This is a genomic window from Streptomyces sp. NPDC001406, from assembly GCF_042895285.1.
Lineage (GTDB): Bacteria > Actinomycetota > Actinomycetes > Streptomycetales > Streptomycetaceae > Streptomyces.
Window position 1 is genome coordinate 105,415 of the sequence record NZ_JBIAWG010000001.1, and the last position, 14,188, is coordinate 119,602.

Here is a 14,188-nt window from a genome sequence, read left to right on the forward strand (position 1 = left end):
GGGCTGGATGGGCTTGCTGGGCTTCACGGGCTTGTTGGGCTTGTGGGGCTTGACCTTGGACAGTACTCCACTGTTTAGCGTCGGACGTCATGAACCGACACCAACACCGACACCGACTCCCCTCCCCGTCCCACCCCGCCTATCTGCGCCTCGTACGAGCGAGCGCCTGGTACGACCTCGTCATCACGGCGGGGTTCGCCACACCGTGGACCTATGCCCTGCTGCACGACGCGCTGTCCTCGCTGGGCGAGACTACGGGCCTGGGCACCCTGCCCGCCCTCGACCCGATGCAGACCCTGTACGCCAACCTGCTGGGCTCGGTGGTGGTCGTCTGGGCCCTCCTGCGGATCACCAGCCCCCTACCACTGCACGGCCTCCTGGACGGCACGGCCCGCACCCTGTTCGCCCTGTGGCAGGCCTACGCCGCAACCCACGGCGGCGTCGACCTCCTGTGGATCTTCTTCACCGCGGAAACGGCATTCGGCGCCGCGCAACTGGCACCTTGGCTGTGGGCACGCCGCACGACACGGAATTCAGAGGCCGTGGCGGGATTCGAACCCACGTAACTCGCTTTGCAGGCGAGCCCCTGAACCACTCGGGCACACGGCCATTGGCACTTCGTTCCTCCACGGCCGTGGTGGGAATCGAACCCACGTAACTCCCCGCGAGCGGAGCTCGCTGATGGATGCAGTGCAGGCGAGCCCCTGAACCACTCGGGCACACGGCCGTGTGCGTGGGATGAACGTAGGGCGGGGCGGGTGGGCGGTTCAAGGGGAGCGTGGGGGCTGCAATGGGACTGCCATGTGGCGTTCATGAACGGGGGGGGTCTAGGACCAAGGTCCGAGGTCGGGGGCGGCTCGCGACAGGGGCGAAGCGGGGCTGTGCGGCTTACTCTGGCGACCATGACCGCCCTTGAGCCGCGCGACGCCGAAGTCGCCGAGGAACCCGTAGACAGAGCCGACGAGAGTGTGCTGGGGCGGTCGTACCGTGCGCTCAGTATCGGGATCGTGTCCGTCGTCCTGCTGATCGCCTTCGAGGCGACCGCCGTGGGGACGGCGATGCCGGTCGCGGCGCGGGAGCTGGACGGGCTGGCGCTGTATGCGTTCGCCTTCTCCGGGTACTTCACCACCAGTCTGTTCGGGATGGTGCTCTCGGGGCAGTGGTCGGACCGGCGGGGCCCGCTGGGGCCGCTGACCACCGGCATCGCGGCCTTCGCCGCCGGGCTGGTCGTGGCCGGCACCGCCGGTGCGATGTGGCTGTTCATCCTGGGGCGGGCCGTGCAGGGGCTCGGCGGCGGGCTGGTGATCGTCGCGCTGTACGTCGTCGTGGGGCGGGCTTACCCGGAGCGGCTGCGGCCCGCGATCCTGGCGGCCTTTGCCGCCGGGTGGGTCGTGCCGTCCATCGTCGGGCCGCTCGCGGCGGGGGCCGTGACCGAGCATCTCGGGTGGCGGTGGGTGTTCATCGGGATACCGGTGCTCGTCGTGTTCCCGCTGGCGCTCGCCACGCCGCAGATACGGCAGCGGGCCGGAGGGCCGGTCGATGCGGGTGCGGCGGAAGCCGTTGGTCCCTCGTTCGACCGGCGGCGCATCCGGCTCGCCCTCGGGATCTCGCTCGGCGCCGGGCTGCTCCAGTACGCCGCGCAGGATCTGCGGTGGCTCTCCGTGCTCCCCGCGCTCGCGGGCGCCGCCCTCCTCGTGCCGGCCGTGCTCGGGCTCCTGCCGCGCGGTACCTACCGGGCCGCGCGCGGGCTGCCGTCCGTCGTGCTGCTGCGCGGGGTGGCCGCGGGGTCCTTCATCGCCGCGGAGTCGTTCGTGCCGCTGATGCTGGTGACCCAGCGGGGGCTGTCGCCGACCCTGGCCGGGTTCTCGCTCGCGGCGGGCGGGATGACCTGGGCGCTCGGGTCGTGGGTGCAGTCGCGGCCGCGGGTGGAGCCGTACCGGGAGCGGCTGATGACCGTGGGGATGGTGCTGGTCGCGGCCGCGATCGCCGCGGCGCCCGGTGTGCTGATCCACACCGTGCCCGTGTGGATCCTCGCCGTCGCCTGGGCCTTCGGCTGCTTCGGCATGGGGCTGGTGATCGCCTCCGCCGGCGTGCTCCTGCTCCACCTCTCCGCCCCTGAGGAGGCCGGCGCCAACTCCGCCGCCCTGCAGATCTCCGACGCCCTCTCCAATGTCGTCCTCCTCGCGGTGGCCGGCGCGGCGTTCGCGACCCTGGGCGGCGGCAGCGCGGCACACGCCACGGCCACGGCGGCGGGCGACGCCTCCGGGTCGCATCCGGCCGCCTTCGCCGCCGTGTTCCTGCCCATGGCCGGGGTGGCCCTGATCGGGGCGTGGGTGACCACGCGGCTGCGGGAACGGTGAGTGAGCCCCCTACGCGGCTGGCGCCCCGCAGCCGTACGCGGTGAGCGGACCGGCAGCCGTACGTCGCGAGCGGCCCGGCAGCAGCCGTAAACCGATCGCCCGGCCCCGACCTCCCGGCCTACCCTCCCCGCATGCACCGGCCCGAGTTGACCTTCCCCCTCGCCCCCGCCACCCGGCAGGCCCTCGACGACCTCGCGGACGCCCAGGGGCGCACGCCGGAGGACGTCGCGCTGGACGCCGTACGCCGGCATCTGCGCGACGAGGAGCTCGCCGTGCGTGCCGTCGCCGAGCGGCTGGCCGGGGCGCACGCCGAGCTGTTGAGGAGGCTCGGCGAATGACCCGTCACCTCACCGTCGCCGAGGTCACCGCGCTCGCCGAGGTCGCCTTCGGGGGACGGGCGCCCGAGGCCCGGGAGCCGGGGCTGCTCGCCTCGGCCGTACACCGGCCCCGCGCCCGGATGTTCGGTACGGCGGCCTACCGCGACCGGTACGAACAGGCCGCCGCGCTGCTCCACGCCATCGCCACCAACCACCCCCTCGTCGACGGCAACAAGCGCACCGCCTGGCTTTCCGCGGCCACCTTCCTCGCCGTCAACGGGGTCGATCTCGACGGCGTGGACCAGGACGCGGCGTACGAGCTGGTCATCGACGTGGCCTCCGGTGAGGAGAGCGATGTCGCCGTGATCGCGCGGCGGTTGCGCGCCCTGTGACGTGGATCCCACCCACGGGGGACCGGGCCTCGTCCGGGCGTTGACACCGCGGGGCCGCCGGTAGGGTGGCCCGGTTGTCATACGTAGCCGAGCCGCCCAACCCCCTTCCACGGAGACCGTGACTACCACCGCCGCTTCCCACTCCCACCACCTCTCCCCGGCCTTCCCGGGCCGCGCTCCCTGGGGCACCGCCAGCAAGCTGCGTGCCTGGCAGCAGGGGGCGATGGAGAAGTACGTCCAGGAGCAGCCGCGCGACTTCCTCGCGGTCGCGACCCCGGGCGCGGGCAAGACGACCTTCGCCCTCACCCTCGCCTCCTGGCTGCTGCACCACCACGTCGTGCAGCAGGTGACCGTGGTCGCGCCGACCGAGCACCTGAAGAAGCAGTGGGCGGAGGCGGCCGCGCGGATCGGGATCAAGCTCGACCCCGAGTACAGCGCCGGACCGCTCGGCAAGGACTACGACGGGGTCGCCGTCACCTACGCCGGTGTCGGCGTGCGCCCGATGCTGCACCGCAATCGCGTCGAGCAGCGCAAGACCCTCGTGATCCTCGACGAGATCCACCATGCCGGTGACTCCAAGTCCTGGGGCGAGGCCTGTCTGGAGGCCTTCGAGCCGGCCACGCGACGGCTCGCGCTCACCGGTACGCCCTTCCGGTCCGACACCAACCCCATCCCCTTCGTGACGTACGAGGAGGGGACGGACGGGATCCGGCGGTCGGCGGCCGACTACACCTACGGGTACGGCAACGCGCTCGCCGACCATGTCGTCCGGCCGGTGATCTTCCTCTCCTACAGCGGCAACATGCGCTGGCGGACCAAGGCCGGTGACGAGATCGCCGCCCGGCTCGGCGAGCCCATGACCAAGGACGCCGTCAGCCAGGCCTGGCGCACCGCCCTCGACCCGCGCGGCGAGTGGATGCCCAGCGTGCTGCGCGCCGCCGACCAGCGGCTGACCGAGGTCAGAAAGGGCATCCCGGACGCGGGCGCCCTCGTCATCGCCTCCGACCAGGACTCGGCCCGCGCCTACGCCAAGCTGATCCGCGAGATCACGGGCTCGAAGGCCACGCTGGTCCTGTCCGACGACACCGGCGCCTCGAAGAGGATCGACGAGTTCAGCGAGAGCGACGACCGCTGGATGGTCGCCGTCCGCATGGTGTCCGAGGGCGTCGACGTGCCCCGGCTCGCCGTCGGGGTCTACGCCACCACCATCTCCACACCGCTGTTCTTCGCACAGGCCGTCGGCCGTTTCGTACGGTCCCGGCGGCGCGGCGAGACCGCCTCCGTCTTCCTGCCGACCATCCCCGACCTGCTCACCTTCGCCAACGAGATGGAGGTGGAGCGGGACCACGCCCTCGACAAGCCGAAGAAGGAGGGCGAGGAGGACCCGTACGCCGAGTCCGAGAAGGAGATGGAGGAGGCGAACAAGGAGCAGGACGAGGACACCGGCGAGCAGGACATGCTCCCCTTCGAGGCCCTCGAATCCGATGCCGTCTTCGACCGGGTGCTCTACGACGGCGCCGAGTTCGGCATGCAGGCCCACCCGGGGAGCGAGGAGGAGCAGGACTATCTCGGCATTCCCGGGCTCCTCGAACCCGACCAGGTGCAGCTGCTGCTCCAGAAGCGGCAGGCCCGGCAGATCGCGCACAGCCGCAAGAAGCCCGACTCCGACGCCGACCTGCTCGAGTTGCCCGCCGAGCGGCGGCCGGTGGTCAGCCACAAGGAGATGATGGAGCTGCGCAAGCAGCTCAACACGATGGTGAGCGCCTACGTCCACCAGAGCGGCAAGCCGCACGGGGTGATCCACACCGAGCTGCGCCGGGTGTGCGGGGGGCCGCCGAGCGCCGAGGCGACGGCCGGGCAGCTGAGGCAGCGGATCGCCAAGGTGCAGGAGTGGGCCACCCGCATGCGGTGACGCTCCGCTGGGTTCGCCGAATTCTTCTGCCCAGCCGCCCACCCGTCTCGGTCGGCCGGAGAGGGCCGTCACGGGGCTCCGCCCCCGCCCCCGTCTCGGTCGCCTGCCCCGGCTGCCCGTCTCGGTGGGCTGCCCCGGCACCGTCTCGGTGGGCTGCCCCGGCCGCCTGCCCCGGCCGCCCGTCTCGGTGGGAAGTAGTCGGAGTGAGGCTTTGCCCCGCTCGTACGGCCCGGTCAAACGGCGTGCGTATCCGGACGAATGCTGGCAGGCCGGATCTGGTCTTGCCCGGATTCTGGACGGAGGCTTCCGCTCAGCGAACCGGCTTCGCTAATGTCCCGCTACGCACACGCCCCGTGGCAGCGCCGCCGCGGAGCGCAGCCGTGAAGCGACTTGGCCCGGAGCCTCCGGGCCGCCATGCCGATCGGCGGCCTCTGAAGCGCGTCGCCGACGGGACTCTGCGACGCATCCGCCGCGAAGGGGTTGCCGACCTCACCACTTAAGGAGTGGGCGTCGTGACCGCGGAGACCTCTCAGACGCTCGACCGGGGACTGCGCGTCCTCAAGCTGCTGGCCGACACGGACCACGGGCTGACCGTCACCGAGCTTTCCAACAAACTGGGCGTGAACCGGACCGTCGTGTACCGGTTGCTGGCCACGCTCGAACAGCATGCGCTGGTACGGCGCGATCTGGGCGGGCGAGCCCGGGTCGGGCTGGGAGTACTGCGCCTCGGCCGGCAGGTGCATCCGCTGGTACGCGAGGCGGCACTGCCCGCACTGCGGGCGCTGGCCGAGGACATCGGGGCGACGGCCCATCTCACGCTCGTCGACGGCACGGAGGCATTGGCCGTCGCGGTGGTCGAACCGACCTGGACGGACTATCACGTCGCGTACCGCGCGGGCTTCAGGCATCCGCTGGACCGGGGAGCCGCGGGCCGGGCGATCCTCTCGGCACGGCAGTCGCCGCTGACGGAGCCCGGCTACACCCTGACCCACGGTGAGCTGGAGGCGGGTGCCAGCGGGGCGGCTGCGCCCCTGCTCGGCGTCACGGGAGTGGAGGGCAGCGTCGGTGTCGTGATGCTGGCGGACTCCGTGCCCGAGCGCGTGGGGCCGCGGGTCGTGGACGCGGCCCGGGAGGTTGCCGAAGCGTTGCGCTAGCCGATCCTCCCGGCACGGCAAGCATGAATTCTTTGGCCGATCCGTAAATCGTCCTGCCCCACCTTTGGCCGATCCCCTCACCCCGGCTTCGTCGTCCCTCCGCATCATCAGGGGCCATAACAGCCCCACGGCGGAGGGAACGACACGGTGGAGACAGTCGGAACACGGCCCAGAGCCGGACAGGAAACGAGGCCGGCAGGCCGCCTCACCCGGCGGCAGGCCGTTGGTTCGCTCGTCGGTGAGGCCGAGGGCAGCCCGCTCAGGCGGACCATGGGGGTCGCACAGCTCACGCTGCTGAGCGTGGGCGCGACCCTCGGCACGGGCATCTTCGTCGTGCTCGGGCAGGCCGTCCCCGAAGCGGGCCCGGCCATCGTCGTCTCCTTCGTGCTCGCCGGGGTGACCGCGCTCTTCTCGGCCCTCTCCTACGCCGAGCTGGCCGGCATGATCCCGGGCTCGGGCTCGTCGTACAGCTACGCCTACGCCACCCTGGGGGAGTTCGTCGCCTGGGTGTGCGGCTGGTGTCTGATCCTGGAGTACGGGGTGTCCGTGGCCGCCGTGGCGGTGGGCTGGGGGCAGTACGTCAACGAACTGCTCGACCTCACCCTCGGCGTCACCCTGCCCGAGTCGCTCAGCGCCCCGCCGGGACTCGGCGGCACGCTCAACATCCCGGCCGCCCTCATCGTCGTCCTCGCCATGGTCGTGCTGCTGCGCGGCGCGAAGGAGAGCGCCGTCGCCAACACGATCATGGTCGCGGTGAAGATCGCCGCGCTGGTGATGTTCTGCGCCGTCGCCTTCACCGCGTTCCACGCAGGGAACTTCCAGCCCCTGTTCCCGCTCGGCGCCGCGGGCATGAGCGCCGGTGCCGCCTCCCTCTTCTTCTCCTACATCGGCTTCGACGCCGCCTCCACCGCGGGCGAGGAGGCCAAGAACCCGCAGCGGGACCTGCCGCGCGCCATCATCCTGTCCCTCGTCCTGGTCACCGCCCTGTACGTCCTCGTCGCCGTCGCCGCGCTCGGCGCCATGCCGTGGACGAAGTTCGAGGGCACCGAGGCCACGCTGAGCCAGGTGCTGGTGCACGCCGTCGGCGGCGGGAACGTCTGGCCGATCCTGCTCTCCATCGGTGCCGTCGTCGCCACCACCAGCGTCGTGCTGACCGTGCAGTACGGGCAGATCCGCATCCTGTTCGCGATGGCCCGGGACGGTCTCGTGCCGCCGCTGTTCGCCAAGGTGCATCCGCGCACCGGGGTGCCGCGCGCCAACACGGTCATCGTCTCCGGCTTCATCGCGGTGCTCGCCGCGCTCGTCCCGCTCGGCAGCCTCGCCGACGCCACCAGCATCGGCACCCTCTTCGCCTTCATGCTGGTCAACCTGGCGGTCGTCATCCTTCGCCGGCGCAGCCCCGGGGCCTCCCGCTCCTTCCGCGTTCCCTTCTCCCCGGTCACGCCCCTGCTCGGCGTCGGCTTCTGCGCCTACATGCTGTTCAGCCTCGGCGCCGACACCTGGATCGCCTTCGGGGTGTGGATGGCGGTCGGCCTCGTCGTCTACGGCCTCTACGGCATCCGTCACTCCAAGCTCAACCAGCTCGACCATCTCAACCAGCTCCCGCAGGACCTCGCATGACCTCCCTGGATCTCACCGCCGACGTCGTCGACCTCACCCGGGCCCTCGTCGACCTCCCCTCCGAGAGCGGTGAGGAGACCGCGATCGCGGACGCCGTTCAGGCGGCCCTGGCCGCCCTGCCCCACCTCACCGTGGAACGCGTCGGGAACTCGGTCGTCGCCCGCACCGGGCTCGGCCGCCCCCGACGGGCCGTGATCGCCGGGCACCTGGACACCGTCCCGGCCGCCGGCAACCTCCCCTCCCGGCTCGCCGACGACCGCGTCCACGGACTCGGCGCCTGCGACATGAAGGGCGGGGTGGCCGTGGCCCTGCGGCTCGCGGCCACCGTCCCGGACCCGGCGCTCGACCTCACCTACGTCTTCTACGAGTGCGAGGAGGTCGAGGGCGAGCGCAACGGGCTCGGCCGGATCGCCGCCGAACGGCCCGGCGTCCTCGAACAGGCCGACCTCGCGATCCTCATGGAGCCCTCCGACGCCGGGGTCGAGGCGGGCTGCCAGGGCATCCTCAGCGCCGACATCGTCGTACGGGGCGAACGCGCCCACACCGCCCGCGCCTGGAAGGGCGTCAACGCCGCCCACAAGGCCGCCCGTGTCCTCCAGCGGCTCGACGACCAAACGCCGGAGCGCGTCGTCATCGACGGACTGGCGTACCGGGAGGGGCTCGGCGCGGTCGCCGTACGGGCCGGGGTCGCCGGGAACGTCGTGCCCGACGAGTGTGTCGTCACGGTCAACTCCCGCTTCGCACCGAGCCGTTCGGCCGAGGAGGCGGAGGCGTACGTCCGCGGGCTGTTCCCCGGGTACGAGGTGCGGGTCACCGAGGTCGTGCCGGGGGCGCTGCCCAGCCTGGAGCAGGTCGGTGACCTCGTCGCCGTGCTCGGCGCCGACCCCCGGCCCAAGCTCGGCTGGACCGACGTGGCCCGGTTCGCCGCACTCGGCGTGCCCGCGCTCAACTACGGTCCCGGGGACCCGTCGCTCGCGCACACGGCGGGGGAGTACGTCCCCGTGGCGCACTTGCGCGAGTGCGAGGACCGTCTCAGGAAGTGGCTCCTCTGAGGCCCGCGAGGACCCTCAACTGGAGCCACAGCACCAGCCGTTCGTCGGGATCGTCCAGGTCGATCCCGATGTGCTGCTGGGCCTGCTTCAGCCGGTAGCGGCAGGTGTTGGGGTGCACGGCGAGCAGCTTGGCCGCGCCCGCCATGTCGCAGCCCGCGTCCAACCAGCAGACCAGGGTACGGGCGTAGTCCGTGCCCTGCTCCGCGTCGTACGCCAGCACCCGCCGCCAGGCGCCCGCGCTCAACTCCCGCCGCTCGCCCAGCAGTTCCGTCAGCCGCAGCAGGGTGATGCGCGGGCGCACCTCGTCCACCGTCGCCACCGGCAGCTCGGGGCCCAGCACCCGCAGCACCAGGTCCGCGTCCGCCCGCGAGTCGGCCGCCCCGCCGGCATCCGGCACCACCTCGCCCAGCGCCGCCCGCACCGGCACCCGCAGCGCCTGCCCGGCCCGCAGCACGATGTCCTCCGCCAGCCGCTTGTGCCGGGCTCCGGGCGCCGGAAGCAGCGCGTACACCACCCCGTCGGCCAGCACGCACGCGTGCCGCCCGTAGCGCGCCTCGCACTGCAGGCGTACGACGTCCAGCAGACGCAGGGCGGTCCGCTCGGAGTCCGGCACGCTCGCCGCCGCGTCGAGGACGAACGCGGCCACCCGCACGGCGCCCTCCAGCCCCAGCCGGTGGCCGGCCGTCGACGCGTCGGCCGTGCCCTCCAGCAGCCGGCGCAGCAGATCGCTGTTCTGGTGCCGGGCCAGTTCCTGCGCGGCCCGGGCGCGCAGCAGGAGCAGCGCGGCCGTGGAGGCGCCCTGCGCGAGGGTCTCCTCGGCGTCGGGCGCGAGCATGCCGTCGTCGACCACCCACACCGAGCCGAGCGTCTCGCCGCCCGCCCGGACCGGCATCGCCAGCCGGGGCAGGTCCGCGTCCCGCAGCGCGGGCAGCCGCACCGGCCGGTCGGCCGCGAACAGCACCCGGTACTGCTCGGTGTTCTCCGAGCTGGGCGGCACCTGGAGGCCCAGGATGCCCTGCCGGCGGTCCTCGTCGACGACCTGGCCGGGGACGGTCGAGTAGGCCAGGATCCGCTGCCGGGTGTCCTCGACGGCGGTGGCCCCGCCCACCGCCGCGGCGATCGCGTCGGCCAGCGCGAACAGATCGCCGAGCCCGCTGCCGGAAGCGGCGGGCCGGGCGCCGATCGCGGACGCCAGCAGCAGATGGATGTGGTGCCAGGCCGCGTCCTCGTCGACCGACAGCAGCGCCACGCCCCGCGCCTGAGCCTCGCCGACCGGACCGTCCGCCCCCCGCACCACCACCCCGGTCATCCCCGCCTCGGCGGCCGCCCGCACCAGCGGCCCGGCCGCCGCCGCGCGCACCCCGACCGCGAGGAGCAGCGCGCCGGGCAGTTGGGGGAGCGGGGCGTGGGCGTCGTACAGCACCGCCTCGGTGACCGGCACGGTCAGTCCGGCGGGGGCGGTCTGCAGGCGTACGGAGGGACCGCCGATGACGTCCAGGAGGTCGCCGAGCGTGCAGGCGTCCATGGGGTCCTCACCTTCCGGTACCGGCCGAGGGTGTCGGCCGAGAGCGTCGGCCGACAGGATTGGTCGACGGTGCTGGCCGCGGTATTGGCCGATCTCCAAACGAACGTACGCATGTGTTGTCCACTCGCACAACACGCGCCCGCCCTCCGCCTCCGAGACTCTGACCATGACAGGAGTCACCATCCGTACCGTCCACGACGTCACCGGGCTCGCGGCCGTGAGCGCCTACTTCAGCGACGTGTGGCAGACACCCCGCAGCGCGCCCCCCTATCCGGCCGAGGTGCTGCACAGCCTCGTCCACGCGGGCGGCGCCGTGCACGCCGCCTACGACGGGGAGCGGCTGGCGGGGGCGTCCGTGGCCGTGTTCGGCCCGGGCCAGGAGACCTACTCGCTGGTGGCGGCCGCCGAACGGGGCCTCGGATACGCGGTGAAGCAGGCCCAGCGCGCCTGGGCACTGGACCTCGGCGCCCGCACCATGCGCTGGACCTTCGACCCGCTGGTGGGCCGCAACGCCCGCTTCAACCTGGCCAAGCTGGGCGCGGCCGGCACCGAGTACCTCGTCGACTTCTACGGCCCGATGGCGGACGGCGTGAACGACGGCGACGAGAGCGACCGGCTGACGGTGACCTGGGACCTGACCGCGCCGACCCCGTCGTACGCCACGGAGGACGACCGCGAGGCGGCGCCGGCCACGCACACGGCCCCCGACGGCGACGCCCTCGCCCGCCGCGACCTCGCCGGCCGGCAGGTGCACTGCCGGGTCCCGGACGACATCGTGAAGCTGCGCGCCGCCGACCCCGTGCTGGCGCTGCGCTGGCGGCACGCGGTGCGCGAGGTCTTCACCGAGGCCTTCGCCGAGGGATTCACGGCCACCGGAATGTCCCGCGACGGCTGGTACACGCTCACCCGGACGGAGGAAGCGGCATGAAGCTGGAGCGCGTAGAGATCGTCCACGTCGAGATCCCGCTCGTCACTCCCTTCCGCACCTCCTTCGGGACCATGACGACGAAGGACACCTTCCTGCTGCACGTCGTCACCGACGCGGCCGAGGGCTGGTCGGAGTTCGCCGCCGACCCCGAGCCGCTGTACTGCTCGGAGTTCACCGCCGGCGCCGAGATCGTCCTGCGCGACTTCCTCGTGCCGCGCGTCGCCGCCCTCCCGCACCTCACCACGGCCGCGCTGGCCCCCGCGATGGCGAAGATCAAGGGGCACGAGCTGGCGAAGGCCGCCCTGGAGACGGCGGTCCTGGACGCGGAGCTGCGCGCGCACGGCATGCCGCTGGCGACCTACCTGGGCGCCGTGCGGGACCGGGTCCCCGCCGGAGTCTCGGTCGGCATCAAGGACTCCCTGGCCGAGCTGCTGGACGACGTCGAGCGCTATCTCGCCGAGGGCTACGTCCGCATCAAGCTGAAGATAGAGCCCGGCTGGGACGTCGAGCCGGTACGGGCGGTGCGCGAGCGCTTCGGCACGGCGCTGCCCCTCCAGGTCGACGCCAACACGGCCTACACCCTCGCCGACGCCGAGCATCTGCGGCGCCTCGACGACTTCGGGCTGCTGCTGATCGAGGAGCCGCTGGAGGAGAACAACCTGTACGCCCACGCGCGCCTCCAGCAGCGCATCAGCACCCCCGTCTGCCTGGACGAGTCCCTGCACAACGCCGCCGACACCGCCTCCGCGATCTCCCTGGACGCCTGCCGGGTCGTGAACGTCAAGCCCGCCCGGGTCGGCGGCTATCTGGAGGCCCGTCGCATCCACGACGTGGCTCACGCGCACGGCGTGCCGGTGTGGTGCGGCGGCATGCTGGAGACGGGTATCGGCCGCGCCCCGAACCTGGCCCTGGCCGCCCTGCCCGGCTTCACCCTCCCCGGTGACACCTCGGCGTCCTCCCGCTACTTCGCCGAGGACATCACCGAGCCCTTCGTGCTCCGGGACGGCCATCTGCCCGTCCCGACCGCGCCGGGCATCGGCATCGAGCCGCTCCCCGAGGCCCTGCGCCGCTTCACCCGGGAGCGCCGGGACCTGTACCGGGCCGGCTCGTGCCGACCCGCCGGCCCGTGCTGAACCGGCCGCCCGTGCCGGTGGCCGGAAGTGCTCGCCACGTTAGATTGACCTCGTGCTCTCTCGTCTCACGCGCCTCCAGGCCGTCGCCGTCTGCGCCCTGCCCGTCGTGGCCCTGCTCGCCACGGCGGCGTTCGCGCCGCTGCCGTTCTCGGTGGCGCAGCCCGGGATGACGGCGAACGTGCTGGGCAAGAACCGGGGCACCGCGGTGATCACGATCTCCGGGGCGCCGACCCGGGACACGAACGGGCAGCTGCGGATGACGACCATCGAGGCGACCGGCCCGGACACACAGGTGCCGCTCGGTGACGTGGTCGACAGCTGGTTCCGCACGGACCGGGCGGTGATGCCGCGCGACGCGGTCTACCCGACCGGCAACAGCGTCAAGGAGATCGAGCAGCACAACGCCGAGCAGATGCGGCAGTCCCAGGACGCGGCGGCCCAGGCGGCGCTGAAGTACCTGAAGCTGAGCGACAAGGACGTCAAGGTCTCGCTGAAGCTGGCCGACGTCGGCGGGCCCAGCGCGGGGCTGCTGTTCTCGCTCGGGATCATCGACAAGCTGGAAGGCAACGGCAGCGGCGGCGACCTCACGGGCGGCCGCACCGTCGCCGGCACCGGGACCATCGACACGAACGGCACCGTCGGCGCGGTCGGCGGCGTGGCCCTGAAGACACAGGCCGCGCGGCGGGACGGGGCGACCGTCTTCCTGGTGCCGAAGGAAGAGTGCCGCGAGGCGAAGTCGGAGCTCCCGAAGGGGCTGCGACTGGTTCCGGTGACCACCCTGAAGGGGGCGGTGGACTCCCTGGTGGCACTGGAGAAGGGGCAGGGCTCGGTACCGAGCTGCTAGCCGCCTACCTCACGAACCCCTGCGCCTTCATCCAGTCCAGAGCCACCTGGTGCGGATCCTCCCCGTCGACGTCCACCTTCGCGTTGAGCGTCTGTGCCACGGCGTTGTCGAGCTTCGCAGTGACGGGGTCGAGTACGTCGGCGATGGCCGGCCACTCCTTCAGGGTGCGGGAGTTGATCTCGGGGGCCGCGTTGTAGTCGGGGAAGAACTTCCGGTCGTCCGCCATCACCTCCAGGCCCATGGCGCGGATCCGCCCGTCGGTCGTGTAGACCTCCCCGTAGGTGCAACTCCCCTTCGCCGTCTCGGTGTAGATGATCCCGGTGTCCATCTGTGTGATGTCCGACGCCGGGACCTTCATCCCGTACGCCTTCTGCATCCCCCGCAGCCCGTCCGCCCGGTTGGCGAACTCGCCCTCCACGCACAGCGTCACGGCCCCGGGACGCGACCTGGTCAGCGCGGCCACGTCCGACAGGGTGCGGGTGCCGTACCTCCTGGCGTCGGCCCGGTTCACGGCGAGGGCGTAGGTGTTGTCCAGCCGCGAGGGCGTGAGCCAGGTCAGCCCGTTGGCGAGGTCGGCGTCGCGCACCGCCTGCCACTGCTTGTGCGGGTCGGGGATCGGTTCGCTGTTGCCCTGGTACGTGATCCAGGCGGTGCCCGTGTAGTCGTACATGGCGTCCGCGTCCCCGCTCCTGACCGCCTCTCGCGCCCCGATCGAGCCCTGGATGCCGGTCCGGTCGAGGACGTCCGCGCCCGCCGCCTGGAAGGCGATGCCCATCGTCGCGCCGAGGATCAGGCTCTCCGTGTCCGCCTTCGACGTCACCGTGAGATGGGCACCCTTGAGCGGCCGCCCCTGCCCGATGGACCCCGGCCGGACGTCGTCGACCATCGGGGACCCACTGCTCAGCCCACACCCGGACACCGCCACCAGTACCCCGACCAGCAACATGCGGG

The 14,188-nt window shown here is 72.4% G+C and carries 13 protein-coding genes and 2 tRNA genes; 11 read left to right on the plus strand and 4 right to left on the minus strand.

The features are described 5' to 3' along the window. Nucleotides 1-89 precede the first annotated feature (89 nt). Nucleotides 90-566, plus strand: coding sequence for a hypothetical protein (locus tag ACFY1J_RS00430; protein ID WP_390706873.1), 477 nt, complete (start codon nt 90-92; stop codon nt 564-566). Here the strand turns inward: ACFY1J_RS00430 and ACFY1J_RS00435 are convergent. Both ACFY1J_RS00435 and ACFY1J_RS00440 read right to left on the minus strand, forming a co-directional pair. Continuing rightward, nucleotides 538-609 (minus strand) — tRNA-Cys (locus ACFY1J_RS00435). The two genes, ACFY1J_RS00430 and ACFY1J_RS00435, sit on opposite strands and share 29 nt — an antisense overlap. Nucleotides 610-629: 20 nt before the next feature. Next, a tRNA-OTHER gene (locus ACFY1J_RS00440) sits at nt 630-727 on the minus strand. 175 nt (nt 728-902) lie between these two features. Between ACFY1J_RS00440 and ACFY1J_RS00445 the strand changes: the two genes are divergently transcribed. From ACFY1J_RS00445 to dapE, 7 genes are all read left to right on the plus strand, one after another. After that, nucleotides 903-2,360, plus strand: coding sequence for an MFS transporter (locus tag ACFY1J_RS00445; RefSeq protein ID WP_390706872.1), 1,458 nt, complete (start codon nt 903-905; stop codon nt 2,358-2,360). Nucleotides 2,361-2,491: 131 nt separating this feature from the next. Continuing rightward, the gene (locus ACFY1J_RS00450; RefSeq protein WP_390730319.1) at nt 2,492-2,698 is read left to right on the plus strand and encodes a hypothetical protein; all 207 of its coding nucleotides are present in this window, start codon (nt 2,492-2,494) and stop codon (nt 2,696-2,698) included. After that, nucleotides 2,695-3,069, plus strand: coding sequence for a type II toxin-antitoxin system death-on-curing family toxin (locus tag ACFY1J_RS00455; RefSeq protein ID WP_390706870.1), 375 nt, complete (start codon nt 2,695-2,697; stop codon nt 3,067-3,069). The genes ACFY1J_RS00450 and ACFY1J_RS00455 overlap by 4 nt, the downstream gene beginning before the upstream one ends. 118 nt (nt 3,070-3,187) lie before the next feature. Continuing rightward, on the plus strand, nt 3,188-4,981 hold the full coding sequence (locus ACFY1J_RS00460; RefSeq protein WP_390706869.1) for a DEAD/DEAH box helicase: 1,794 nt from the start codon (nt 3,188-3,190) through the stop codon (nt 4,979-4,981). A gap of 512 nt (nt 4,982-5,493) precedes the next feature. Further along, nucleotides 5,494-6,135, plus strand: a complete 642-nt coding sequence (locus ACFY1J_RS00465) for a helix-turn-helix domain-containing protein (protein ID WP_316754028.1) — start codon at nt 5,494-5,496, stop codon at nt 6,133-6,135. A gap of 270 nt (nt 6,136-6,405) precedes the next feature. Beyond that, nucleotides 6,406-7,755, plus strand: a complete 1,350-nt coding sequence (locus tag ACFY1J_RS00470; protein ID WP_390706868.1) for an amino acid permease — start codon at nt 6,406-6,408, stop codon at nt 7,753-7,755. Continuing rightward, nucleotides 7,752-8,807 carry a succinyl-diaminopimelate desuccinylase gene (gene dapE / locus ACFY1J_RS00475; protein ID WP_390730320.1) on the plus strand — a complete coding sequence of 352 codons (1,056 nt, stop codon included), beginning with the start codon at nt 7,752-7,754 and terminating at the stop codon, nt 8,805-8,807. Before ACFY1J_RS00470 ends, dapE begins: the two co-directional genes overlap by 4 nt. Here dapE and ACFY1J_RS00480 read toward each other — a convergent pair. After that, on the minus strand, nt 8,788-10,332 hold the full coding sequence (locus ACFY1J_RS00480; RefSeq protein WP_390706866.1) for a PucR family transcriptional regulator: 1,545 nt from the start codon (nt 10,330-10,332) through the stop codon (nt 8,788-8,790). The two genes, dapE and ACFY1J_RS00480, sit on opposite strands and share 20 nt — an antisense overlap. A gap of 166 nt (nt 10,333-10,498) precedes the next feature. On the opposite strand from ACFY1J_RS00480, the gene ACFY1J_RS00485 reads away from it, so the two are divergent. The 3 genes from ACFY1J_RS00485 to ACFY1J_RS00495 are packed head-to-tail and all read left to right on the plus strand — an operon-like array spanning nt 10,499 to nt 13,237. Then, on the plus strand, nt 10,499-11,260 hold the full coding sequence (locus ACFY1J_RS00485) for a chorismate synthase (protein WP_390706865.1): 762 nt from the start codon (nt 10,499-10,501) through the stop codon (nt 11,258-11,260). Then, complete coding sequence (gene menC / locus ACFY1J_RS00490; protein ID WP_390730321.1) at nt 11,257-12,393, plus strand: o-succinylbenzoate synthase; 1,137 nt, start codon at nt 11,257-11,259, stop codon at nt 12,391-12,393. The genes ACFY1J_RS00485 and menC overlap by 4 nt, the downstream gene beginning before the upstream one ends. 52 nt (nt 12,394-12,445) lie before the next feature. Continuing rightward, complete coding sequence (locus ACFY1J_RS00495; protein WP_390706863.1) at nt 12,446-13,237, plus strand: S16 family serine protease; 792 nt, start codon at nt 12,446-12,448, stop codon at nt 13,235-13,237. Nucleotides 13,238-13,241: 4 nt separating this feature from the next. Here ACFY1J_RS00495 and ACFY1J_RS00500 read toward each other — a convergent pair whose 3' ends face one another. Then, a complete protein-coding gene (locus ACFY1J_RS00500; protein ID WP_390730552.1) occupies nt 13,242-14,183 on the minus strand; it encodes a glycine betaine ABC transporter substrate-binding protein in 942 nt (313 codons plus the stop codon). Nucleotides 14,184-14,188: the final 5 nt, after the last annotated feature.

What these genes read in the sequence shown, in the direction of transcription:
- ACFY1J_RS00445 (WP_390706872.1), top strand. Translation starts at nt 903, where the DNA reads ATGACCGCCCTTGAGCCGCGCGACGCCGAAGTCGCCGAGGAACCCGTA.
- ACFY1J_RS00430 (WP_390706873.1), top strand. Translation starts at nt 90, where the DNA reads ATGAACCGACACCAACACCGACACCGACTCCCCTCCCCGTCCCACCCC.
- menC (WP_390730321.1), top strand. Translation starts at nt 11,257, where the DNA reads ATGAAGCTGGAGCGCGTAGAGATCGTCCACGTCGAGATCCCGCTCGTC.
- ACFY1J_RS00470 (WP_390706868.1), top strand. Translation starts at nt 6,406, where the DNA reads ATGGGGGTCGCACAGCTCACGCTGCTGAGCGTGGGCGCGACCCTCGGC.
- ACFY1J_RS00500 (WP_390730552.1), bottom strand. Translation starts at nt 14,183, where the DNA reads ATGTTGCTGGTCGGGGTACTGGTGGCGGTGTCCGGGTGTGGGCTGAGC.
- ACFY1J_RS00450 (WP_390730319.1), top strand. Translation starts at nt 2,492, where the DNA reads ATGCACCGGCCCGAGTTGACCTTCCCCCTCGCCCCCGCCACCCGGCAG.
- ACFY1J_RS00455 (WP_390706870.1), top strand. Translation starts at nt 2,695, where the DNA reads ATGACCCGTCACCTCACCGTCGCCGAGGTCACCGCGCTCGCCGAGGTC.
- ACFY1J_RS00480 (WP_390706866.1), bottom strand. Translation starts at nt 10,332, where the DNA reads ATGGACGCCTGCACGCTCGGCGACCTCCTGGACGTCATCGGCGGTCCC.
- dapE (WP_390730320.1), top strand. Translation starts at nt 7,752, where the DNA reads ATGACCTCCCTGGATCTCACCGCCGACGTCGTCGACCTCACCCGGGCC.
- ACFY1J_RS00485 (WP_390706865.1), top strand. Translation starts at nt 10,499, where the DNA reads ATGACAGGAGTCACCATCCGTACCGTCCACGACGTCACCGGGCTCGCG.